This window comes from Erythrobacter sanguineus (genome assembly GCF_900143235.1).
Lineage (GTDB): Bacteria > Pseudomonadota > Alphaproteobacteria > Sphingomonadales > Sphingomonadaceae > Erythrobacter > Erythrobacter sanguineus.
Map to the genome: position 1 here is coordinate 150,538 of NZ_FRDF01000007.1, position 22,940 is coordinate 173,477.

24 protein-coding genes are annotated in these 22,940 nt (G+C 64.6%); 14 read left to right on the plus strand and 10 right to left on the minus strand.

Translation table 11 applies throughout. The annotated features are described in order from the left end of the window. Positions 1 to 74 precede the first annotated feature (74 nt). The 5 genes from BUA05_RS07410 to BUA05_RS07430 form a co-directional block, all read right to left on the minus strand. Positions 75 to 1,355: a pilus assembly protein CpaE gene (locus tag BUA05_RS07410; protein WP_072674019.1), complete on the minus strand. Its 1,281-nt coding sequence runs from the start codon at positions 1,353 to 1,355 to the stop codon at positions 75 to 77. A 3-nt stretch (positions 1,356 to 1,358) separates the two neighbouring features. Next, positions 1,359 to 2,060 (minus strand): CpaD family pilus assembly protein, encoded by a 702-nt coding sequence (locus tag BUA05_RS07415; protein ID WP_072674020.1) that lies wholly within the window; start codon positions 2,058 to 2,060, stop codon positions 1,359 to 1,361. Positions 2,061 to 2,079: 19 nt separating this feature from the next. Continuing rightward, positions 2,080 to 3,717 (minus strand): type II and III secretion system protein family protein, encoded by a 1,638-nt coding sequence (locus BUA05_RS07420; RefSeq protein WP_072674064.1) that lies wholly within the window; start codon positions 3,715 to 3,717, stop codon positions 2,080 to 2,082. Between the two features lie 82 nt (positions 3,718 to 3,799). Further along, a complete protein-coding gene (gene cpaB / locus BUA05_RS07425; RefSeq protein ID WP_072674021.1) occupies positions 3,800 to 4,903 on the minus strand; it encodes a Flp pilus assembly protein CpaB in 1,104 nt (367 codons plus the stop codon). Between the two features lie 89 nt (positions 4,904 to 4,992). Next, positions 4,993 to 5,484 carry an A24 family peptidase gene (locus tag BUA05_RS07430; protein ID WP_072674065.1) on the minus strand — a complete coding sequence of 164 codons (492 nt, stop codon included), beginning with the start codon at positions 5,482 to 5,484 and terminating at the stop codon, positions 4,993 to 4,995. Positions 5,485 to 5,586: 102 nt separating this feature from the next. Between BUA05_RS07430 and BUA05_RS07435 the strand changes: the two genes are divergently transcribed. The 3 genes from BUA05_RS07435 (at position 5,587) to BUA05_RS07445 (ending at position 7,953) form a co-directional block, all read left to right on the plus strand. Further along, complete coding sequence (locus BUA05_RS07435; RefSeq protein ID WP_072674066.1) at positions 5,587 to 6,591, plus strand: alpha/beta fold hydrolase; 1,005 nt, start codon at positions 5,587 to 5,589, stop codon at positions 6,589 to 6,591. Next, positions 6,588 to 7,703, plus strand: a complete 1,116-nt coding sequence (locus BUA05_RS07440) for an NAD(P)/FAD-dependent oxidoreductase (RefSeq protein WP_072674022.1) — start codon at positions 6,588 to 6,590, stop codon at positions 7,701 to 7,703. Before BUA05_RS07435 ends, BUA05_RS07440 begins: the two co-directional genes overlap by 4 nt. Positions 7,704 to 7,776: 73 nt before the next feature. Beyond that, the gene (locus tag BUA05_RS07445) at positions 7,777 to 7,953 is read left to right on the plus strand and encodes a YegP family protein (RefSeq protein ID WP_072674023.1); all 177 of its coding nucleotides are present in this window, start codon (positions 7,777 to 7,779) and stop codon (positions 7,951 to 7,953) included. Positions 7,954 to 7,974: 21 nt separating this feature from the next. Here BUA05_RS07445 and rnhA read toward each other — a convergent pair whose 3' ends face one another. Genes rnhA through ispH form a run of 3 tightly spaced genes read right to left on the minus strand, consistent with a single transcriptional unit; the run spans position 7,975 to position 10,431 of the window. Continuing rightward, positions 7,975 to 8,418 carry a ribonuclease HI gene (rnhA, locus tag BUA05_RS07450; RefSeq protein WP_072674024.1) on the minus strand — a complete coding sequence of 148 codons (444 nt, stop codon included), beginning with the start codon at positions 8,416 to 8,418 and terminating at the stop codon, positions 7,975 to 7,977. Positions 8,419 to 8,448: 30 nt separating this feature from the next. Then, positions 8,449 to 9,417: a homoserine kinase gene (locus tag BUA05_RS07455; RefSeq protein ID WP_072674025.1), complete on the minus strand. Its 969-nt coding sequence runs from the start codon at positions 9,415 to 9,417 to the stop codon at positions 8,449 to 8,451. 21 nt (positions 9,418 to 9,438) lie between these two features. After that, positions 9,439 to 10,431: a 4-hydroxy-3-methylbut-2-enyl diphosphate reductase gene (gene ispH / locus BUA05_RS07460; protein ID WP_072674026.1), complete on the minus strand. Its 993-nt coding sequence runs from the start codon at positions 10,429 to 10,431 to the stop codon at positions 9,439 to 9,441. Positions 10,432 to 10,521: 90 nt separating this feature from the next. Here ispH and BUA05_RS07465 point away from each other — a divergent pair, with 90 nt between their 5' ends. The 9 genes from BUA05_RS07465 (at position 10,522) to tatC (ending at position 17,902) form a co-directional block, all read left to right on the plus strand. After that, a complete protein-coding gene (locus BUA05_RS07465; protein WP_072674067.1) occupies positions 10,522 to 11,172 on the plus strand; it encodes a hypothetical protein in 651 nt (216 codons plus the stop codon). 202 nt (positions 11,173 to 11,374) lie between these two features. After that, positions 11,375 to 13,123 carry an arginine--tRNA ligase gene (argS, locus tag BUA05_RS07470; RefSeq protein WP_072674027.1) on the plus strand — a complete coding sequence of 583 codons (1,749 nt, stop codon included), beginning with the start codon at positions 11,375 to 11,377 and terminating at the stop codon, positions 13,121 to 13,123. 30 nt (positions 13,124 to 13,153) lie between these two features. Next, on the plus strand, positions 13,154 to 13,825 hold the full coding sequence (locus BUA05_RS07475) for an SPOR domain-containing protein (protein ID WP_072674028.1): 672 nt from the start codon (positions 13,154 to 13,156) through the stop codon (positions 13,823 to 13,825). Positions 13,826 to 13,903: 78 nt separating this feature from the next. After that, on the plus strand, positions 13,904 to 14,926 hold the full coding sequence (gene nagZ / locus BUA05_RS07480) for a beta-N-acetylhexosaminidase (protein ID WP_072674029.1): 1,023 nt from the start codon (positions 13,904 to 13,906) through the stop codon (positions 14,924 to 14,926). Positions 14,927 to 14,946: 20 nt separating this feature from the next. Beyond that, the gene (locus BUA05_RS07485) at positions 14,947 to 15,744 is read left to right on the plus strand and encodes a segregation and condensation protein A (RefSeq protein WP_072674068.1); all 798 of its coding nucleotides are present in this window, start codon (positions 14,947 to 14,949) and stop codon (positions 15,742 to 15,744) included. Beyond that, positions 15,741 to 16,364, plus strand: coding sequence for an SMC-Scp complex subunit ScpB (gene scpB / locus BUA05_RS07490; protein ID WP_072674030.1), 624 nt, complete (start codon positions 15,741 to 15,743; stop codon positions 16,362 to 16,364). The genes BUA05_RS07485 and scpB overlap by 4 nt, the downstream gene beginning before the upstream one ends. Positions 16,365 to 16,458: 94 nt before the next feature. Then, a complete protein-coding gene (tatA, locus tag BUA05_RS07495; protein WP_072674031.1) occupies positions 16,459 to 16,695 on the plus strand; it encodes a twin-arginine translocase TatA/TatE family subunit in 237 nt (78 codons plus the stop codon). Positions 16,696 to 16,731: 36 nt separating this feature from the next. Beyond that, complete coding sequence (tatB, locus tag BUA05_RS07500) at positions 16,732 to 17,112, plus strand: Sec-independent protein translocase protein TatB (protein WP_084662521.1); 381 nt, start codon at positions 16,732 to 16,734, stop codon at positions 17,110 to 17,112. Next, positions 17,105 to 17,902 carry a twin-arginine translocase subunit TatC gene (tatC, locus tag BUA05_RS07505; protein ID WP_072674032.1) on the plus strand — a complete coding sequence of 266 codons (798 nt, stop codon included), beginning with the start codon at positions 17,105 to 17,107 and terminating at the stop codon, positions 17,900 to 17,902. Before tatB ends, tatC begins: the two co-directional genes overlap by 8 nt. Here tatC and BUA05_RS07510 read toward each other — a convergent pair whose 3' ends face one another. Further along, positions 17,903 to 19,558, minus strand: a complete 1,656-nt coding sequence (locus BUA05_RS07510) for an amidohydrolase (RefSeq protein ID WP_245790126.1) — start codon at positions 19,556 to 19,558, stop codon at positions 17,903 to 17,905. It abuts the gene before it with no gap. Continuing rightward, a complete protein-coding gene (locus tag BUA05_RS07515) occupies positions 19,558 to 20,466 on the minus strand; it encodes an NAD(P)-dependent oxidoreductase (RefSeq protein WP_072674034.1) in 909 nt (302 codons plus the stop codon). Before BUA05_RS07515 ends, BUA05_RS07510 begins: the two co-directional genes overlap by 1 nt. A gap of 108 nt (positions 20,467 to 20,574) precedes the next feature. Here BUA05_RS07515 and BUA05_RS07520 point away from each other — a divergent pair, with 108 nt between their 5' ends. Further along, positions 20,575 to 21,837 (plus strand): threonine ammonia-lyase, encoded by a 1,263-nt coding sequence (locus BUA05_RS07520; protein ID WP_072674035.1) that lies wholly within the window; start codon positions 20,575 to 20,577, stop codon positions 21,835 to 21,837. A 234-nt stretch (positions 21,838 to 22,071) separates the two neighbouring features. Continuing rightward, complete coding sequence (locus tag BUA05_RS07525; protein ID WP_072674036.1) at positions 22,072 to 22,917, plus strand: arginyltransferase; 846 nt, start codon at positions 22,072 to 22,074, stop codon at positions 22,915 to 22,917. Positions 22,918 to 22,940: the final 23 nt, after the last annotated feature.

Below are 22,940 nucleotides of genomic sequence, written 5' to 3' on the forward strand. Positions count from 1 at the left end.
CGCTCGCATTCAGATATTCGGACTGCGGGAAGGCATCGCACCATGGCGGCACCCTGCCTTCCCGCAGCAAGATTTCATTCGGTGGCTTCGGGTTCTGCCTTTGCCTTCTTGGAAAGCAGGGCCTTGAAGTCGAAGCCGCCGAGCAGCGATTTCTTCTCGTCGCCGCCTGCCGTCAGATCGTCCATGTCCGCGCCCATCACCCGCTCGGCAATCAGGCGGATCGCCGCCGTCGCCTTGCTTGAACGGTTGGCATCGACAAACACCTGGCCAAGCTTGGCTGCATTCGCCGCCGCCTTGACATCATAGGGGACCACGAAGTCGACCTTGCGTTCGATCGAGGCCTCGAAGTCTGCCTTGCTGATTTCGGAAAGGCTCGGCTGCACCTTGTTGGCCACGATCATCGGATGGGCGTGCGCCGCATTGGTCTTGAGCCACGACAGGATCCGGATGGTGTCTCGCGCAGAAGCAAGGGTCAGCTCGCAGGTCAGCAACACCAGATTCACGTCCGCCATCAGCTGCGGGAAGTTGATCAGCATGTTGCGCGGCAGATCGATCACCGTCATCTCGAACGCTTGGCGGAACTCGTCCTCCAGTTGCACGAAGGCCGAACCGTCGGTCATCAGCGGCTGGCTGATCGGTGCTTCGGCTGACAGGATCGACAGGTTGTCATTCGCGCGCACCATCGCGCGCTCGATGAACAGCGGGTCGATGCGGCTGGGGTTCTCGATCGCATCGGTCAGGCCGCGGCCCGGTTCCAGATCGAGCGCCAGCGCACCAGTGCCGAAATGCACATCAAGATCCAGCAGCGCGGTCGGCGACTTGTGATGGTCCGAGAACAGCCACGCCAGGGAAGTCGCCAGCGTCGAGGCACCGACCCCGCCGCGGGTGCCCACGACAGCGGTCGAGATATGGCGCTTGGCCCCATCCGTATCGCCTGCCTTGGGCGCCATGAACACCGCCAGCGCCTGGCTGATCGCGTCATGCACCTGCTGGGCCGAAAGCGGTTTGAGCAGGTAGTCGTGGATGCCGCTGGCCAGCAGGTCGCGGTAGAGGCGCACGTCGTTGACCTGGCCGACGGCGATCACCACCGTGCCCGGCTCGCACACCTCGGCAAGCGCATTGATGTCGTTCAGCGGATCGCCGCTTTCCGACAGGTCGACCACGAGGATCGCCGGGCTGGCGCTGACCGATAGCGATTGCACTGCGTTGCGCAGGCCGCCCTTGTTGCACTTTTCCGGCTGCCAGCCGAGCTCGACCACCACCGGACGCAGAACGTCGAGGGCATTGTCGTCGCAGATATAGGCCGCAAAGGGATCACGATTTCCGGGCAAGCCCGATTTCCAGGGAGCATTCATGGATCAGTTACCTCCTCCGCCAGCGCCGCCGCCGCCACCGCCACCACCGGCGGTTGCATCCATCAGACCGGCAGCGCCCGAAGGCGGCGTTTCGCGATAGGTCGCGATTGCCTTGTTCGAGGTGGCGATGACGGTTTCACCCGAGCCTTTCTTGCCTTCCAGCAAGTCCTGCGGATCGGCGATCATGGCAGCAAGATTGCTGTTGACCGCGCAGCCGTGGTTGGGGCTCGTTCCATTGCTGTAATTCATGTCCGAGCCGGCCGACCAGTCGGGGCAGCCGGGCACCGAAGCGCTTGAGCGGGTGATCACCACCCGCGCCTGGCCGGGCTGCAGCATCCCGGCGGTCGCTGGCGCGACATCGCTGACGATCAGGCCATAGCGTCCGGCCAGATCGCGGATCGCATTGGTCACCGCCGGGTTCTGGCCGGGGTTCTCGATCGCGATACGGTCACCATAACGCAGGTCCATTGTCTCGAACCAGCCGTTGAGGCGCTGTTGTTCCGAAATCGGCAGGCCCGAGGCATTGGTGTTCACGTCGAGCGTGAAATTGGTTCGCTCCACCACCGGCTGTTTCATGCTGTACAGCGTCGTGTTGGTCGGCATCCCGCCACATCCGGCGAGGCCCAGTCCAAGCGTGAGAGCGAGGGCGAGGGCAGGCGCGCGGCCCAGTCCCATCGCCGGATTGTTCAGTCGTGCAAGAGGCATCGTACTCACCTTTCTCACGTTAGAGGCTGAAGCCCGGGGCCACGGCATTGGCCTCGCGCTCGTCCTTGCGGTTCTTCTTCTCGGCCCGGCGCGGCTTTGCCGGCGCATTGGGAATGATGGCGGCCGGATCGGCATCGTTTACCCGCGGCTGGGGCGCATCGGGCTGGGCGGATGTCGGACCCGGGCGCTGTTCGCCCGAGACGCCGGCATTGTTCTGGTATCCCAGCAATTGCTGGAATTCATTGGCCGAGCGGTAGCCATCGGTCGGCAGAACGATGTCCTTGGCGTCGACCGGCTTGACCAGATAGGGCGTGACGATGATCACCAGCTCGCTTTCGCCGCGGCGGAATTCGCGGCTGCGGAACAGGTTGCCGAGGATCGGCACGTCACCCAGACCCGGCGCCTTGTCGAGCAGGTTCTGCGAACTGGCGCTCATCAGGCCCGCGATCATGAAGCTTTGCCCGGAACCCAGCTCGACCGTGGTTTCGGTCCGGCGGATGGTGAGCGAAGGCACCTGGAAGCCATTGAGTACTACCGACCCCTGGGTCGAAAGCTCGGAGACCTCCGGGCGCACCCGCAGCGAAATCCGGCCGTTGGACAGAACCGTCGGAGTATAGGCGAGGCTGACCCCGAAATTGCGGAACTGGATCGTCGCCTGGCCAAGGCCCTGCGCGATCGGGATCGGGAATTCGCCGCCCGCAAGGAAGGTCGCGGTTTCACCCGACAGCGCGGTCAGGTTCGGCTCGGTGATGGTGGTGACCAATCCAAGGCGCTCCGAAAGATCGAGTGCGCCGAGCATGTTCATGCCAAACAACCGGCCGAGTCCCCCGAGCGTGGTGCCGCCCCGCGAGTCAATGCCCGGTCCGGTAATGGTTTCCGTCAGGAACGTGCCATCGGGGTTGACGACCGGCAGGCCGTTGGCCCCGAACACGGGAACATTGGTGCTTACCCCGGCGGTGGCCTCGCCCACGGCGAGCGGGCCGCCGTAGTTGAAACCACCTTCCTGACCGAGGCGCCGCCCGGTGCCAACGCCGAAACGGAAACCACTGCTGCCGTCTGCGGTTGCAAGGTTGCCGCCGATCTCGCGCAGCAGCGAACGGTTCACCTCGGCGAACTTGACATGCAGGTTGACCTGCAGCGGGGTCGCGGTCCTGAGGCGGCTGATGACATTGGCGTCATCGCCGATGAAGGCCTGAACCAGACGCTCGGCTTCGGCGGCATCCTCGGGCGCGCCAATGGTGCCGGTCAGCAGCACGGTGTTGGTGCCCATGGTGGCAACGCTGATCTTGGCATCGGGCATCGCCAGCGCCAGCATCTGGTCGACGCTGCCGATGTTGGAGCCGACCCGGATATTGGCCGAAAAGATCACGTCGCCGCGTTCGTTGCTGGCATAGATCGTGGTCTCGCCTCCGGCGCGGCCAAAGACATAAAGCTGGCGCTGCGACTTGATCTGGACATCGGCGACGGTTTCGTTGGCGACGAACACGTCGGCCATTGCGCCGGGCACGGTCACCAGTTCTCCGCGACCGATCGACAGGACGATTTCCTGGGTCGGCTTGACGACCTGCTGCGCGGTGGCTGTGGCCGCCGGCATGGCCGCGATCGGCGCTGCCGCGATCGCGGCAAGCAGCAGCTTGGCTTTCAGGTTGAGTGTCATGGTGCGGCTCCCCTCGGGTTTGCCAGTTGCCGCCGCTTTGGATTGCGGGCGGAAGGATTTGGTGATTGGCATCATTGCCCCCTCAGAAAGTCTGCGTGGCGGTGACGGCGGGCATGGCCTGACCGGTGCTGTTCATTCCTTGAGCCTGGCTGCCGACAATCCCGCGCACCGCCTGCTGGCCAACCGGGGTTTCCTCGGTCGCCTTGCCGCGGGTCACGCGGACGCTCGGGCCCTTGTAGACCGGCTCGTTGTTGAGCTTGGCCGAAACCCCCGGGGCTGCGGGCGTATATTCGGCCCGGCGGCTCGAGCCTTCCTGCGGGGGCACGGTCTTGCGCTGGAAGCGCGAGACATCGCCGCCGGTCTGGAAGGTGGCGCCCTTGTCGATCGGACGACCCAGCGCCGCCTTGAGCAGTTTTTCCTCCTGCTCGGGTGTCGCATTGTCCGGGATGTTGACATCGCCGGCGGCAATCGCCCGTTCGAGTTCGGCGTCATTATCGGCCAGCGAACGCAGCGCGAGGCTGAGCGTGCCGATGGTCTGGGCAACGGCGACCTTTTCGGCGATCTTGGGCGTCACTTCGAGCGTGACGGTGCGGAACGCGCTGACCACGGTCTTGCCATTTTCGTCGGTGGTGGATTCCGTGGTCTGGTCGGTTGCCAGCACGCGCAGGTTGCGCAGCACGGTTTCCGCGGCCTTGAGCGGCGGACCTTCGCCGCCGACGCTCTGGGTAAGCACCAGATCGACCCGGTCGCCGGGGAAGACGAAGCCGGCCACGCCGGTCATGGCCGACACCGGCACCGTTACGGCGCGCATGCCCGAGCCGAGCGCCGCTGCAAGGAAGCCGCGGTCGCCCGGAGCCACCAGCGAACCTTGCGTCACAGGCTCACCTGCAGTGATCGGGAAGCGAACGACGGTGCCGAGCAGCTGTTCCATGTCGGCTTCGCCGTCAATGAAATAGGCGTCCTTGACGAGCTGTTCCGGCCACGGCTGGAAACCCAGCGCGTCGACCGTGATGATTGTCCCCGCCGTAAGCGCACGCTTGGCCACCAGAACCCGCGGGCCTGTCGGCTGGGCGGCGGCTTCGGCCGAAGGGGCTCCGCCTCCGGCGAAGATGCTCCGTGCGGCAAAGGCCGTTCCGATCGCGATGATCAGCGCGCCGATCAGCAGAACCAGTTTCTTCCTATCCATGGCTGAAATAGCCCCCTCGTAATCGCCCTTGGTTGGTTAGCGGGCAGGTATGGTTTCGATGCGTAGGTCCTGACTGGTTAAAATCAGGTTCATTGCGAGATTGCCGCCAGTGCAGTGGCAGGCAGATAGTTGGCGGCCAGCACCCACAGCCCGCCGAAAGCGATTGCCACGCCATAGGGAATGGCAAGCCGTTCCTTCTGGCGGCGCAGGAAATGCCAGGCGCCCATCGCGATGGTCAGAACCCCGCCGGCAATCGCCATGATCACCAGCAGTTGCAGAAAAATTTGGGGCGGGATCCACAGCGCCAGGACAGTCAGCAGCTTGACGTCGCCGCCGCCCATCACCTTGAGTGCAAACAGACCGGCAAGCAGAACAAAGGCGGCGAACGCCACGCCAAGCTGGATTGCCACATCAGGCCAGAGCGATATCCCGCTCGCCCACCAGAACAGCGGCGCACCCAGCGCGATCGCGCCGTTCAGCCAGTTATCGATCTGGCGTCGCCGGATGTCTGTGAACGCGGCAAAGACCAGCGCGATTGCCAAGCCAATCAGCAGCCCGTAGTGAATGGTGGTCGTCAACATCGTGCCCCCGAAGTTGCCGCGCGACAAGTGCGGGCGTTCCTTCTTGGGGGCAGTGCTACAGGTGTTGGCTTACCAAAAAGTAACCAAGCTCGGAGGCTCCAGATTCACGACAATTGCGAAGATCGGGGGCGCGAACTTGCGGCAATCGACCGCCGGGCAATTCCCCCGGCGGCGCGCGAGAGCATCTGGCATGCGGCCGACGGGCACGCATTGCGCCGGATCGACTGGCCCGGAGATCAAGGGGCTGCTCCAGAGGGCGCCGGGTCGGCGCCGCGCGGGTCGATCCTGTTTTTCCCCGGACGCGGCGACCATTACGAAAAATACCTTGAGACGCTGGAACAATGGCACCGCGCCGGCTGGCGGGTAACGGCGGCCGACTGGCGCGGGCAGGCTGGATCAGGGCGGCTCGGCAAGGACGCGGTCACCGGCCATGTCGAGGATTTCTCCATCTGGATCAATGATCTCGGCGCTTTCTGGAACAGCTGGGTTGCCGAGACGCCCGGCCCGCATGTGCTCGCCGGGCATTCGATGGGCGGGCATCTGCTGATGCGCGCACTGGTCGAGCGGCGGGTCAGCCCCGATGCGGTGGTGCTGAGCGCGCCGATGCTCGGGGTTAACGGCCCGCCGCTGCCACTGCCTTTGCTGCACGCTGCGGCACGATTGATGAATGTGGTCGGCGATCCGGCCCGGCAGGCCTGGAAATGGAGCGAGAAGCCGGGTGAAATGCCCGCTGCCCGCGCCGCTCTCCTCACCCACGATGCCGAACGTTACGCCGATGAACAATGGTGGCGCGATCACCGCCCCGAACTGGTGATGGGCCCGGCCAGCTGGCGCTGGGTGGAACGCGCCTATGCCTCGGCGCGCAGGCTGGAGCGGGCGGGCGCGCTCGAATCGGTGGATGTGCCGGTGCTGATCCTCTCGACCAGCGCCGACAAGCTGGTGAGTCACCCTGCCAACCTGCGGGCCGCGCGCCGCCTGACCAAGGGCGAGATGGTGGCCTTCGGGCCAGAGGCGCATCACGAGATCCTGCGCGAGGTTGATGCGGTGCGCGACCGGGCGATGATGGCGATCACCGAGTTTCTCGATCGGGTTGCGCCTGCCACATGATCCATGATTTCGCCGTGATCGGGGCCGGGATGGCCGGCGCGAGCATTGCCGCGGAACTGGCACCTCACGCGCGCGTGCTGCTGCTTGAGGCGGAGGATGCGCCGGGCTACCATTCGACCGGGCGATCGGCGGCATTCTGGGAGGAATGTTATGGCGGCCCCGGCGTGGTGCCCCTGACGCTCGCGTCCGGGCCTTATCTGCGCGAGCACGGCTTTCTTACCACCTGCGGCGCGCTCTATGTCGGGCGGGCGGATGACCGCGCGGCGATGGATCGTTTCCTTGCGAGCTTCACCGGGACCGGCGTGACGATCAAGCGGCTCGATCGTGCAGGTATCGATCGGCACATATCGATCATGCGCGAGGCATGGTGCGACGCCATCCATGAACCGGCATGCGCCGACATCGACGTGGCGGGCTTGCACCAGCACTATCTCGCCGCCACCCGCCGGGGCGGGGTGGAAACCGTGTGCCGCGCACGGGTTACCCGGCTGACGCGCGAATCGGGAAGCTGGCGGATCGTTACCGGGGCGGGAACGGAATTCCGCGCCGCCCGCATCGTCAATGCCGCCGGAGCGTGGGCCGACACTATCGCCGCGCTGGCAGGTGTCGCCCCGCTCGGCATCCAGCCGCTGCGCCGCACGGTGGTGCAATTGCGGGTCGATCCGCCGGCGCCAGCCGATCTGCCGTTGGTGCTCGACATCAATGGCAATTTTTATTTCAAGTCCGATGCGGGCCGCCTGTGGCTCAGCCCGCATGATGAAACCGCCGTCGAACCGGGCGATGTCGCGCCCGAAGAAATGGATGTCGCGATCGCGATTGATCGTTTCGAGCAGGCGACCGCTTGGCGGATTGCCGGGGTCGAGCGGCGCTGGGCCGGGTTGCGCAGTTTCGCACCCGATCGGCTGCCGGTTTACGGCCCCGATCCGGCAGACAGCGGCTTCTTCTGGTTTGCAGGGCAGGGAGGCTTCGGCATCCAGACCGCGCCTGCCGCAGCCCGTCTGGGCGCGGGGCTGGCGCTGGGACTGGAACCGGACGCGATGACGCGAGGCATTGATCCGGAACCCTATTCACCAGCACGCTTTTTTGCGCATGACACGGCACGCACGGCCTAGCCAAGCGCGGTTCAATCTGTATGGTTAATGGCGTGGTAACGATTTGAGCCACGCCAGATCAGGAGGGGCCGACATGGCGCACAAGTTCGAAATCTACAAGGACAAGGCAGACGAGTTCCGCGTGCGATTCAAGTACAATTCGGAAGTGATGTTTTCGACTCAGGGCTATTCGAGCAAGTCGAGCGCGCAGAATGCGATCGATTCGATCAAGAAGAACGGGCCTGACGCCCCGACTGAAGACAACAGCTGATGTGACGAGCTGCGGCGGGGCCTATTCCCCCGCCGCGATCCGTCCTGCCTCGGCGCTGGCGAGGGCATCGACCCGTTCGTTTTCCGGGTGGCCATTATGGCCGCGCACCCAGTGCCAGCTGACGTGATGCGGGCGCGCGGCTTCGATCAGGTCGTGCCACAGATCGGCATTGCGCACCGGCTTCTTGCTGGCATTGATCCAGCCATTGCGCTGCCAGCCGTGAATCCATTTGCTCATCCCGTCGAGCACATATTTGCTGTCGGAATAAAGATCGACCGCGCAGGGTTCGATCAGGGCGGCAAGCCCCCTGATCGCCGCGGTCAGTTCCATGCGGTTGTTGGTGGTGTTCGGCTCTCCGCCTGAAAGCTCCTTTTCATGGCCTCCCATGCGCAGCAACACGCCCCAGCCGCCCGGGCCGGGGTTGCCCTTGCACGCGCCGTCGGTGAAGATTTCGACCTGTTTCATGGGCTCAAGCCCTAAAGGCCGGCAGGGGCATCAGGCAAGCAGCCCCGCGCCCGCTTCGTCGTAAAACCGCCAGCGTTCCACGAATTGCATCGGATCCTTGCGGGTGACGAGGGCATCATCGGGCGTTTCCAGCCAGTCCTCGGCACGGCTGGCGACGAATCTGAGGCACGCGCCCTTGGCGATGGCGGGGAACAGCGCGACCTCGGCCGGTTCAAGGCTGCGGATGCTTTCATACCCCGCAACCAGCGCGGTGCCGCAATCGGCGATGTATTGGCCCGCCGCATCAAAACACCATGCGGCATGGGTTACCGCCAGATCGAGCACCATCGGCCCGGTGCAGGCGAAATAGAAATCGATCAGCCCCGTCACCTTGTCCCCCCGCATCAGCACATTGTCGGGGAAGAGGTCGGTATGCGTCTGCGAGGCAGGCAGCGCGGACAGATCAATCGCGGCAGCGCTATGCGCGTGCGCCAGCATCGCCGGCAGATCGGGGTGGATCGAAGCGAGCCGATCTGCCCCGCATGCATCGAGGATCGCGGCGCTGGCGGCAAAATCCATCGCGTTGGCGCGCGACAGGGGGAAGTCGCGCGCGGCAAGATGCATCCGTGCCAGCACCGCGCCAACGCTGTGCGCCTGCGCCGCCGTGGGCCGTGTCGGCGAGACACCCGGCAGGAACTCGATAAGTGCCGCCGCCTTGCCTTCCACCATCCGGAAGGATGCACCGGCGCGGTCGTGCATCGTGCGCGGCACGGGGCAGCCCTTGGCCGACAGGTGATCGAGCAGGTCGAGGAAATAGGGCAGATCGGCATAGTCGATCCGCCGTTCGTACAGCGTCAGAATGAACCGCGCGCCCGATCCTTCGGCACCTATCGTCTCAACCAGCCAGTTGGAGTTCGACACGCCTTCGGCGATCCCTTTGGCCGAGACCAGTTCGCCGACGTCATATTGCGCGATAAGCCTGGCGAGATCTTCCGCCCCCAGATGGGTATAGACTGCCACCTATGCCCCCAAAGCCCAGCGTTACTCGGTCAGCAGTCGCGGCAGTTTGAAGACCATCTTTTCTTCGGCAGCGGTGATCGTCTTTTCGAGGATCGGGCGATATTCGCCCAGCGCGGTCACCACTTCGCGAACGAGGATTTCCGGCGCGGAAGCGCCTGCGGTCAGCCCCAGGGTCTCGACCCCGTCAAGCCAGGCAAAATCGATCTCGGCCGCGCGCTGGATCAGCTTGGATGGTGTGCCGAGCCGTTCTGCGACCTCGACCAGCCGCAGCGCGTTGGACGAATTGGGCGAACCGATTACCAGCACCAGATCGCAGTCCTGCGCCAGTTCCTTGACCGCGGCCTGCCGGTTGGAGGTGGCATAGCAGATGTCTTCGGCCTTCGGCCCGCTGATATTGGGATAACGCCATTCGAGCGCCTCGATCACTTCGCGGGTATCATCGACCGAAAGCGTTGTCTGGGTGAGGTAGGCGAGTTGCTCGTCGGCATCGAAGGGCAGCTTGTCGACATCCTCGATCGTCTCGACCAGCGTCATCTGGCCCGGATCGACCTGACCCATGGTGCCGATCACCTCAGGGTGGCCTTCGTGGCCGATAAAGATGATGTGGCGGCCCTTTTCGATCTGGCGTTCGGCCTGACGGTGAACCTTGGAAACCAGCGGGCAGGTCGCATCGACATACAGCAGCTTGCGCCGCTTCGCCTCAGCCGGAACCGCCTTGGGCACGCCGTGGGCGCTGAACACCACTGGCGCATCATCGGGAACTTCGTCCAGTTCCTCGACAAATATCGCGCCCTTGGCCTTCAAACCTTCGACCACGTATTTGTTGTGCACGATTTCGTGCCGGACATAGACCGGCGAACCATAGCGTTCGAGCGCCTTTTCGACGATCTCGATCGCCCGGTCGACACCGGCGCAGAAGCCGCGCGGGGCCGCGATCAGCAGGTTGAGCGGCGGCCTCGCGGTGACAGTCTTGTCATCGGCGGCGGTTTCGGGTGCAGGAAAGGGCGCGTTCATATCTCCCCCTCTAGCGCTTTGCGACGCGTCTCGCTAGGGCATGCTTGCGCCTTCGCGCGCATTGATCCGGTTTTCAAGGACAGCCTTTTGATGATGTTTCGCACCCGTGCCCTTCCTGCCCTTGCCATCATGGCGGCACTGGCCGGCTGTGCCCGCGAGGGTGAGCTGGTGGTCGAACAGGGCGTCGGCATTACCGCCGTGCTGAGCACGTGCCCGGCGGTCGGCATTCCCGATTACACCGGAGACGTCACGACCTTCCGCTCAGCCGACGACAGCAGCACCGCCAGCCTCGATGTGACAGCGGCGATCACCAATCTGCGTGCGACCTGCAACGACACCGGTGAACAGATCTACAGCGAGGCCGTGTTCGAAGTGCACGCCCGGCGCAATGATGTCCGTGGCAGCCGCACCGTGACGCTGCCCTATTTCGTGACCGTCCTGCGCGGCGGCAGCGCCGTGGTGAGCAAGCGCGTGGCCGACGTCACCCTGACCTTTGCCGACGGACAGGAACGCGCCACGGCAACCGCCAAGGCAGGTTCTTTCGTCAACCGCGCCGACGCTGCCTTGCCCGAGGACATCCGCGACAAGATCACCAAGCGACGACGCGCCGGCGATGCCGAAGCTGCGCTCGATCCGCTCGCCGATCCCGAAGTGAAGGCAGCGATTGCCCGCACCCGCTTCGAAATGCTCGTCGGCTTCCAACTGACCGAGTCGCAGCTGGCGTATAATGTGACGCGCTGATTTTTTGCAGGGGCGCCTCCGCGCCCCTGTCCTCGGTGCGTTTCTTCCGCTTCGCTACGGGGCACCTGTGGGCGGCCGGTCGGCCTTGCGGCGCTTGGAGCGCTGAGGGGTGATTTCGATCTCTTGCTTGCCCGGGCTTGACCCGGACCTGCGCTTCCTTCTTTGCACGCGCGATATTCTGCGCCATCCGCACGAGAAATAGATGACCGAAACCAAAACCCTCTATGCCGCCTATGCGGCGCTGATCGAAAAGGTGCTGACCGATCTGGTCGCTGATGGCGTGCTGCCCGCCGGCACGTCTTTCGCCAATGTCACGCTTGAACCGCCGCGCGATGCATCACACGGCGACTTGTCCACCAACGCCGCAATGGTGCTGGCCAAGGGCGCAGGCACCAGTCCGCGCGCGCTGGCCGAAGCGATCACGGCAAAGCTCGCCGCGCATCCGGCGATCACCAGCGCGGATATTGCCGGGCCGGGTTTCATCAACCTGCGCCTTGCCCCCGATGCGTGGCTGACCGAATTGCAGGCAATTGCCGCGCTGGGCGACCAATATGGCCGCTCGCAGATGGGCACTGGCCGGAGGGTCAATGTCGAATATGTCTCAGCCAACCCGACAGGCCCGATGCACATGGGCCATTGCCGCGGTGCGGTGGTGGGCGATGCGCTGGCGTCCCTGCTCGAATGGGCCGGGCATGAGGTGATCCGCGAATATTACATCAATGATGCGGGCGGTCAGGTCGATGTGCTCGCGCGGTCGGTGCACTTGCGTTACCTCGAAGCGCTCGGCGTGGATATTGGTGAGATTCCCGCTGGCCTTTACCCCGGCGCCTACCTCCAGCCAGTCGGCGAAGCGCTGGCCAGCGAACTGGGCGAGCGGTTCCGCGATGCGCCCGAGGATGAATGGCTGCTGATCTTCCGCGCCGAGGCGGTCACGCGGATGATGGACCTGATCAAGTCCGATCTCGCGATGCTCGGCATTCATCACGATGTCTTTTCCTCCGAGGCCGCGCTGCAGGCGGCAGGCAAGCCCGAAGCCGCCGAAGCATGGCTGCGCCAGCATGATCTGGTCTATGATGGCGTGCTCGAAGCGCCCAAGGGCAAGGCCCCGCCCGAAGACTGGGAACCGGTGACCCTGCCGCTGTTCCGCTCGACGAAGTTCGGCGATGATCAGGATCGCCCGATCCGGAAGTCGAACGGGGCGTGGACCTATTTCGGTGCCGATCTTGCCTACCATATGCAGAAAGCCGAAAGCGCAGACGAGCTGATCGACATCTGGGGCGCGGATCACGCCGGGACGGTAAAGCGGATCAAGGCGGCAGTCGCGGCTCTGTCCGAAGGCGAGGGCCGCCCGATCCCGTTCGACGTCAAGCTGGTGCAGATGGTGCAGCTGATGCGCGGCAGTGAACCGGCCAAGATGTCCAAGCGTTCGGGCAATTTCATCACCATTGCCGACATGATCGATGAAGTGGGCAAGGACGTGGTGCGTTTCACCATGCTGACCCGCAAGCCCGAGGCGCAGATGGAGTTTGATTTCCTCAAGGTGGTCGAGGCATCGAAGGACAACCCGGTTTTCTATGTGCAATATGCCCATGCCCGGATCCGCTCGACGCTGCGCAAGGCCGCCGAGGCCGGGTTTGCGCCCGATCCGGCAGGGCTGGACAAGCTGGGCGAGGAGGAAATCGCCCTGATCCGCCGGGCCGCGCAGTTCCCGCGCGAGATCGAATCGGCAGCCCGCGCGCGTGAACCGCACCGGATCGCCTTCTACCTCTATGATCTGGCCGGCGATCTGCATGCCTTCTGGAATCTGGGTAATGACCGTCCGGAAAAACGGTTCATCGTGGAACAGGACGCGAGCCTGACCGCAGCGAGGCTTTTCCTTGGACAGGCAATCGGGCAAGTGATCCATAATGGTCTCGGCGTGCTCGGTGTCGACGCGGTCGAGACGATGTAGCTGCTTTGGGGAAGGGCGTGAGGGTTCGCCATGATCAATGCCGAATACGAGGAACTGGATGTGGCCGAAAGCGAGCTTGATCTGGCTGACACCGACAACCTGCCGTGGCTCGAATCCGATGAGGAGGATGAGGACGCGGGCGGGCTGGATATTGGTCAGATAATCGGTTTTGCCGCTTTGTTGCTCGTGTTGCTGGCGGCTGTGGTCAGCGCGGTGTGGTATGTTTCCAACCGGGCTGCAGGCAACCAGGCAGTGGCCGATGGCAGCACCATCGCTGCGCCCGAAGGCCCGTTCAAGGAACGTCCCGAAAATCCCGGCGGCAAGACCTTTGCCGGCACCGGCAACGTCGCCCCCGTGGTTGGCGAAGGCGGCACGCGCGAAGCGGTCGTGGCCGCTCCCGAAGTGACCCCGGCAGCCCAGCCTGCGCCATCGGCCAGCGCTGCTCCCGCGGCTGCGGCAGTCGATATGTCCGGTGTGGGCGTGCAGCTCGCCGCCTATTCCTCGCGCGAACGGGCCCAGCAAGGCTGGAGCGATCTCACGCGGCGCACCGATGTGCTGAGCGGGTTGAAGCACCGTGTGGTCGAGGGCAAGGTCGACATCGGCACGGTCTATCGCTTGCAGGCCATCGCTGCGACCCGCGCCGAGGCCGACGCATTGTGCGCCGCGCTCAAGGGCGACGGGCTTGATTGTCAGGTGAAGTAGGCGTTTGCGAAAGCGCTTTTCCCGTTCCGGATGCATAGCCTGCTTGCCTGATCGCGGCTTGCCTGCGAACCTGCCCGCATGATTCCGGCAATCTTTGGCCTTAGCGGCACGCACCTGACTGCTGATGAACGCGCCTTCTTCCGCGAGGCCGATCCGGCAGGCTATATCCTGTTCGGTCGTAACTGCCTCGATCCGGAACAATTGCGCGCACTGACCGATGATCTGAGGTCGATCCACGGGCGCGACCATCTGCTGGTGTCGATCGATCAGGAAGGTGGCCGCGTCGCCCGCCTGCGCCCGCCGCACTGGTCGGCCTATCCGCCAGGGGACGCCTTTGCCCGGCTCTACCGCATCGCTCCGGCCAGCGCCATCGCAGCGGCGCGGGCCAATGCCACGGCGATGGCGCTGGAACTTGGGGCGATGGGGATCACAGTCGATTATCACCCGCCGCTCGATCTCAGGCTGCCGGGCGCGCATGACGTGATTGGTGATCGTGCGTTCGGGGCCGATCCGATGCAAGTGGCCGCGATCGGACGCGCGGTGCTCGAAGGGCTGGCGGCGGGCGGAGTGACGGGGTGCATCAAGCACATGCCGGGCCACGGGCGCACCGATGTCGATACGCACAAGGCGCTCCCGACCGTTTGCGCCAGCGCGGCGGAACTGGAGGCCGATCTTGCCCCGTTCCGCTCGCTCAATCACGCGCTGATCGGGATGACCGGACACCTGCTCTTCCCCGTGTGGGACGCGGATAACCCGGCCACCTTGTCGCCGACCATCATCAGGGACGTCATCCGCGGCCAGATCGGGTTTGATGGCCTGCTGCTGACTGACGATATCGACATGGAAGCTCTTGGCGGCACCATCCCAGAACGCGCCGCGCGCGCCCATGCCGCCGGGTGCGATATCATTCTCAATTGCTGGGCGAAAATGGCGGACATGGAAGGCATCTGCAACATCTTGCCGACCATGCCGGATGCCACCGCCGCGCGGCTCGAAAAGGCGTTGGCAGGCACCCGGATCCTGCCTGCCATCGGTTCGGATCACCACGCATGGCTGGCGCAGCGCGATGCCCTGCTGGCGCTGACGGGCGCAGCGGCATGAGCACGGGCGAGGAACCTTTCATGCTGGCAGATGCCGGCGCAGGCAGCACCGATGCGGCGCTGGTGCAGGGCGCGCAGGCTGGTGACGAGGCGCTGTATCTCGAACTTGATGGCTGGGAAGGCCCGCTTGACCTGCTGCTTGATCTCGCACGGCGGCAGAAGGTTGATCTGCGGCAGATTTCGATCCTTGCGCTGGTTGATCAATACCTGACCTATATTGAACGCGCCGGGGCGATGCGGCTGGAACTGGCGGCGGATTATCTGGTGATGGCGGCGTGGCTCGCTTACCTCAAATCGGCGCTGCTGCTGCCCAAGGAAGAACAGGAAGACCCCTCGCCCGAAGAACTGGCGCTGCGTCTGCAATTGCGCCTGCAACGGCTCGGCGCGATGCGCGAGGCCGCGGCGCGGTTGATGGGCCGCGACCGGATCGGGCGCGACGTGTTTCTGCGCGGCGCGCCTGAGGGCCTGCGCACTGATCGCAAGACCGTATGGCGCAGCGACATGTTCGCGCTAATCCAGGCCTATGGGCAAGTGAAGGCGCGCACCGCCCCGCGGATCTATCACGTTGCCAACCGTCCGGTGATGACATTGGACAGCGCGCTGGAACGGGTTTCAGCGATGCTCGGCGTGACGCTCGAATGGATGGAAATCCGCGATTTTCTTCCCCCCCATGCCGAACCGGCGCTGCGGCGTTCAGCGCTGGCATCAAGCTTTGTTGCGGCCTTGGAACTGGCGCGGCGGGGACGGGCCGAACTGGCACAGGACGGGGCGTTTGCGCCACTGCGCATCCGTCGCCTGAAGGAAGGTGCCACTGCATGAACGCGCAGGGCGAGCCCGGCATGCTTGAACGCGCAGTCGAGGCGACCTTGTTCGCTGCCGAGGAGCCGATGACGGTGGAGGCGCTCGCCGCCCATCTCGGCGGGATCGAACCGTCCGAAGTGCGCGAGGCGCTGGCATTGCTGGGACAGCACTATGCCGCGCGCGGCGTGCATCTGGTAGAGCGCGGCAAGCGCTGGCATTTCGAGACAGCACCCGATCTTGCGCACCTGCTCCGCCGCGAAAAGGAACAGGTGCGCCGGTTGAGCCGTGCGGCGACCGAGGTGCTGGCGATCATCGCCTATCACGAGCCGGTCAGCCGCGCGGAAATCGAATCGATCCGCGGGGTGCAGACCAGTGCGGGCACATTGGATGTGCTGATGGAGGCGGGCTGGATCAGGCTCGCGGGCCGCCGTGAAGTGCCGGGCCGCCCGGTGATCTATGCCACCACGCCTGAATTCCTCGACCATTTCGGCCTCGAATCGCGCCGCGATCTGCCCGGTATCGACGAATTGCGCGCCGCAGGGCTGCTCGATCCGGTGGACGAGGCGATGGAAGCGGCCATGCGGTTCGATCCGGACGACCCGGACGAGGATGACGAGGAAGGCTCTGACGCGCCCTGACGGTGCCGCTTCGCAAAGGCCCAGCCACAGGCGGGTGGCGCAGCGCCGCGAAGGCTCCTATATAGGGAGCACACACGAACAAGAGTCTCGCCCCATGAATATCGGTATCTGGCAAATTCTCATCCTTGCACTGGTCGTCCTCGTCCTGTTCGGGCGCGGGCGCATTTCGGAAATGATGGGCGATTTCGGCAAGGGCATCTCCAGCTTCAAGAAGGGCATGAGCGAGGCCGACGAGCCTGCGTCCAAGGCCCGGATCGAGCCTCCGGCATCCGGCCCGGGCTCAGCTGAGACGCCTGCCCCAGCCGAAAAGAACGACACCACCGGCGCCTGATCAAGGCCTGAAGGAGGCGGCGCGTCCGCACCCATAATGTTTGATATCGGCGCTGCGGAACTGCTGGTCATCATCATCGTCGCGGTCATCGTGATCGGGCCGAAGGATCTGCCTTTGGCGATGCGCACGGCCGGGCGCTGGATCGGCAAGGCGCGGCGGGTCTCCGCCCATTTCCGCTCGGGAATCGACACCATGGTGCGCGAGGCCGAGCTTGAGGACATGGAAAAGAAGTGGAAGGCGCAGAACGAGGAGATCATGCGCCGATCTTCTGCCCTGACCGAGGCAGAGGCCAAGTCTGCCACCGATACACCAGTGATGACCGGCCCGCCTGCTGCCGACATGCCACCAGCGGACGCACCCGATGCAAAGCCCTCCGCAACCGGCGAGCCCGCGCCCAAGGGCAGTCCCGATGTTTGAGATCGACGATCTCGACGAGAGCCGCGCGCCGCTGCTTGACCACCTGATCGAATTGCGCGCCCGCATCATCCGATCGCTCCTGGCGCTCGCCATCGGGTTTGGCGTGTGTTTCTACTTCGCTGACGAAATTCTCGGCTTTCTGGTCTCGCCGCTCAAACAGGCCTTTCCCGATGGCGAGGGGCAGTTGATCTTCACCAAGCTGCCCGAAGTGTTCTTCGTCGAATTGAAGGTCGGGCTGTTTGCCGGTTTCATGATCAGCTTTCCGTTGATCGCCAACCAGTTATGGGCGTTTGTCGCGCCAGGGCTTTATGCGCGCGAAAAAAAGGCGTTTCTGCCGTTTCTGATCGCCACCCCGGTGCTGTTCCTTGGCGGCGCGGCGCTGGCCTATTTCGTGGTCATGCCAACGGCTTTTGCATTCTTTCTCGGGTTCGGGGGGGAGGCTGGCGGCATGCAGGTGCAGGCCCTGCCAAGTGCGGGGGAATACCTCAGCCTGGTGATGCAGTTCATCCTCGCCTTCGGGCTGACCTTCCTGCTGCCGGTGCTGCTGTTGTTGCTGCACCGCGCCGGGATCATCACCCGCGCGCAGTTGGCGGGCGCGCGGCGTTATGTGATCGTCGGCATCTTCGCGACTTCGGCGATCGTCACGCCGCCTGATCCCGGCTCGCAGGTGATCCTTGCCCTACCGCTTTTGCTGTTGTTCGAGATTTCGTTGCTGCTGATGCGGTTGCAGGAGCGCAAGGTCGAGGCCGAGCGTGCAGCGGACAAGGCCGAGCAGGCGGCGGCGGAGTAATTATTCGCCGCTCACCTTTATTCCGCCGATCCACACGCCGATGATCTTCGTCTGACGGATGTCATCTGGCGAGACAAGCAGCGGATCGCGGTCAACCAGCAGGAAGTCAGCGCGTTCGCCGGGCATCAGCCGGCCAAAGCGTCCCTCGGCGAACCCGGCGAAGGCAGCGTCGGAGGTGAATCCGGCCAGTGCCGCCTCGCGGCTGACGGTTTCCTGCGGGAACCACCCGCCAAAGGGCTCGCCATCGGCATCGGTGCGGCTGATCGCGGCGGCCATCCCGGCAAAGGGATCGGCAGGCTCCACCGGCGCGTCAGATCCGAAGGCCAGCCGCCCCCCCGCCTGTATGATGCTGCGCCACGGATAGGCGCCGTCCAGCCGGTCCGGCCCCAGCCGCGCTTCGGCCATGGTGCGGTCCGATGTCTGGTGGAGCGGCTGCATCGAGGCAATCACCCCGTGCTGACCGAGCCGCGGAATATCCGCCGGGTCGATGATCTGCGCGTGTTCGATCCGCCAGCGCCGGTCGCCGGTGTAGGTTTCGGACAATTCCTCGATCGCGTTGAGGACATCGGCATTGGCAGCATCGCCGATGGCGTGGATGGCGGTCTGGAAATTGCCCATCGCGGCACGGCTCATCAGGTTGCGCAATTGGGCAGGCTTGGTCAGGGCAAGGCCGCTGGTGCCCGGTTCATCGGCATAGGGTTCTTTCAGCGCAGCCCCGCGCGATCCCAGGGCGCCGTCGACGTAAAGTTTGATCCCGTTCAATCGCAGCCGGTCATCGTAAAGCCACGGCGTCGGGCCGGTCCCACCGACCAGTTCCATGAGTTCCGGACTATTGGCATAGGCCATGACACGAATGCGCAGCTGGCCCAGATCGGCGGCGCGGCGATAGGCGTGCCATTCATGCATGCTCACCGCCATGTCGCCCACGGCGGTGACGCCATTGGCGATCAGCCGTTCCTGCGCCAGCGCCAGCGCCCTGTCGTAATCCGCCGGGCGCGGGTCAGGGACGCTCTTGCCCACCAATCCAATGGCACTATCGACAAAAACCCCGGTCAGTTTGCCCGCTGCATCGCGGATGATCCGGCCCCCGGCCGGGGCCTTCGTGGCAGCAGTGACGCCTGCCTGTTCCATGGCAAGGCTGTTGGCCCAGGCCGCATGGCCATCGGCCCGGTCGAGCAGGACAGGGCGGTCAGACACGACTGCGTCCAGCTCGGCGGCGGTGGGGAACCGGCCAAGGCCCCATTTCTCCTGATTCCAGCCGCGCCCCAGAATCCACGGGCGGCCCGGATTGTCATTGGCGAATTGTGCGATTTTCTGGAGCGCTTCGTCGAGGCTGTTCGTGTCCGACAGGTCGAGCGTCATCGCGGCAAAGCCGATTTGCCCGACATGGACATGCGCGTCGATCATGCCCGGGATCATCACGCGCCCCTCGCCGTCGAGCCGGTAATCGACCCGCGGGCGTTCGTCCCCGCGCGCCAGCACTTGCGTTACCTTGCCATCGTCGTCGAACACCAGACCGGTGAAGCGCAGCACCTTGCCTTCGCCGTCAATCGTCACACCATCGACATTGTCGACCAGCGTATCGGCCAGCGCTGGCGCGGTGAGGGCCAGCAGCGAGGTGGCGGCGAGCGCCCGAAACGTGAAACGGAGCATCATCATCCTTCCTTGGGAACGCGGCGTGGCAGGCGAGTGATCAGCGCGCTGGTATCCTTGCGCCCGCCGCCAGCTGCCTGAACATCGGCATAGAACTGGTCGACCAACGCAGTCACCGGCGCGGCAAGGCCCAGACGGCGGGCTTCCTCCAGCGCATAGCCCAGATCCTTGCGCATCCAGTCGATCGCGAAGCCGAAATCGAATTCGCCTTGCGTCATGGTCGGCCAGCGATTGTCCATCTGCCAGCTCTGCGCTGCGCCGCCGGAAATCGCCTGATAGGTCTTGTCGAGATCAAGCCCGGCGGCTTCGGCCAGCCGCACCGCTTCGGAAAGGCCCGCCAGCACGCCTGCGATGCACATCTGGTTGGCCATCTTCGCGGTCTGCCCCGCGCCCGCCGGGCCGACATGGGTGATCGCCTTGGCATAGGATTGCATTACCGGCTCGGCCCGCGCGAGGTCTTCAGCGCCGCCGCCGCACATGATCGCCAGCTTGCCGTTGACCGCGCCGGCCTCACCCCCGCTGACCGGCGCATCGACAAAGCCGATGGCGCGGGCTTGGCAGGCCTTGGCCAGATTGCGCGCCATATCGGCAGAGGTGGTGGTGTGATCGACCAGCAGCGCGCCCGCCGCCATCGCGCCAAGCACGCCCGCCTCGCCCAGCACGATTTCTGCAAGGTCTTCATCATTACCCACGCAGGTAAAGACGATGTCGGCTGCTTGCGCTGCTTCGCCGGGTGTGTCGGCAAAGGCGATTTCAAGCCCTTCGTCTGCCCATGCATCGCGCCATTTCGCGGCCCGTCCGGGCGAGCGGTTATAGGCGGTAAGGCGATAGCCTGCGCGGGCGAGATGGCCTGCCATCGGCCCGCCCATCACGCCAAGACCGATGAAGGCCAGAGATGCTTTTGCTGTCATAACCGCGGTGCCTATCGCCTTATCAGGCCCTTGCCAACGATGCTGCGCGCAGGAAAATGCCCAAACAAATTGCCCTTGGCGTCCCATCGGACTAATCGGCGCGGCATCATGTCGACACAGCCCGCCTCGCTCAGCCCCAAGGGGATCGCCGCCACCCCGGCCGACCTTACCATCGATCACGTCCGTGCCGCCGCCGCGCGCATTGGCGTCGCAGTGGTGAAAACCCCGATGATGCATTCGATCACGCTGTCGGAGATTACCGGCGCGGATATCTGGCTGAAGTTTGAAAACCTGCAATTCACCGCCGCCTACAAGGAGCGCGGCGCGCTCAACGCGCTGCTGCTGCTCGATGAAGAACAGCGCGCGCGCGGCGTGATTGCGGCTTCGGCGGGGAATCATTCGCAGGGCCTCAGCTATCACGGCACCCGGCTGGGCGTGCCGGTCACCATTGTGATGCCGCGCACCACCCCAACGGTGAAGGTGATGCAGACCGAAAGCGTCGGCGGCAAGGTGGTGCTGGAAGGCGAAACCTTCGATGAAGCCTATGCCCATGCGCGCCAGCTGGAGGCAGAGCTGGGCCTCACCTTCGTGCATCCCTTCGACGATCCCGACGTTGCTGCGGGCGCGGGCACGGTTGCGCTGGAAATGTTCGAGGTGAAGCCCGATCTGGATTGCATCGTCACCCCGATCGGCGGGGGCGGGCTGATTTCGGGCATGGCAACGGTCGCCAAGGCGCTTGACCCGGCAATGGAAGTGGTCGGCGTGCAGGCGGCGCTGTTTCCGAGCATGTTCGCCCGGATCAAGGGCGAGACGCGCGATTGCGGCGGCGATACGCTGGCGGAAGGCATCGCGGTCAAGCAGCCGGGCGATTTCACCGCGCAGGTCATCGCCGAAAGGGTCGATGATATCCTGCTGGTGGATGAACCCGCGCTGGAAAAGGCAGTGGCGCTGCTGCTGCAGATCGAAAAGACCGTGGTCGAAGGCGCGGGCGCGGCGGGGCTGGCGGCGGTGCTGAGCAATCCGGCGCGGTTCGCGGGCAAGAGCATCGGTCTGGTGCTGTGCGGCGGCAATATCGACACCCGGCTGCTCGCCAACGTGCTGCTGCGCGACCTTGCCCGGCAGGGGCGGCTGGCGCGCCTGCGGGTCACCTTGCAGGATCGCCCCGGCGCATTGTTCAAGGTGATGCGCCTGTTTGACGAACACAATGTCAACATCATCGAAATCTACCACCAGCGCATCTTCACGACTCTCCCGGCCAAGGGCCTGATCACCGACATCGAATGCGAGGCGCGCGATGCCGATCAGGTCGAACGGCTGATGGAGGGGCTGCGCGCCAAGGGGTATTCGGTGCAAATGGTCGAACTCGGCTGATCGTCTCGTCGTAGGATAGGCCTGGCCCGACGCCCGGCCCCCGCGCCCGCTTCTGCCCCGTTTCCTCCCCGTTTTCGTCCCGTTCTCCCAATGTCTTTGCGATGGCTTGTGCATGGCGCGGCATCATTCGCACCGATTCATGGTTAAGGGACTTTTACCGAAGGCCTGGTGCAGGCATAACCCTGTAACAAGCAACGCAACCGTGATTCCCGCCCAGAGGACTGAGCCCCACCCGTGACGGCACCGATCCGCTTCCCGAGATTTTTCGTGACCAGCCCCGCACCGTGTCCCTATCTGCCGGGCCGGAGCGAGCGGAAGGTGTTCACCGAGCTCAAGGGCGCCCATGCCGATCAGCTTAACGAAGCCTTGGGCCGCATTGGTTTCCGCCGTAGCCAGACGGTCGCCTATCGCCCGTCCTGCCTCGATTGCCAGGCCTGCGTCTCGGTGCGGGTGGTAGCTGGCGAGTTCCGCCCCTCGCCGAGCCAGAAGCGCGATCTCAAGCGCAACAGCGACCTTGTCGTCACCGAATGCCGGCCCTGGGCAACCGATGAACAGTTCTCCTTGCTCGCCAGCTATCTCGGACAACGCCATCCCGATGGCGGCATGGCGGCGATGGACGAGCTCGATTATGCCGACATGATCGAACATACCCCGGTCACCAGCGTCGTCACCGAATATCGCGAGCCGGGCATTGGCGGCCGCCCCGGGCGGTTGGTTGGTGCCTGCCTGACCGATCGGCAAGGGGATGGGTTGTCGATGATCTATTCCTTCTACGAACCCGACCATGCGGACCGCGTCGGTCTTGGCAATTTCATCATCCTTGACCACATCCGCCGCGCTGCGGCCGAGGGGTTGGCCTATGTCTATCTGGGCTACTGGGTCGAAGGCAGCCCGCGGATGCAGTACAAGGTCCGCTACCGTCCGCTTGAGCGTCTGACACGCGAAGGCTGGCAGCTGATGGATCCGCAAGAACAGCACCGGTTGATCGCCGCAGCAACAGCGCCGCGCCAGCCGCAGGACGCGTCGCTGGACGGCGCCCGAGGCAAGGATGGCCAGCCCGTCAAATTTCCGGGAAGCTGAGCCTCGGCAGTTCGTCAAATGCA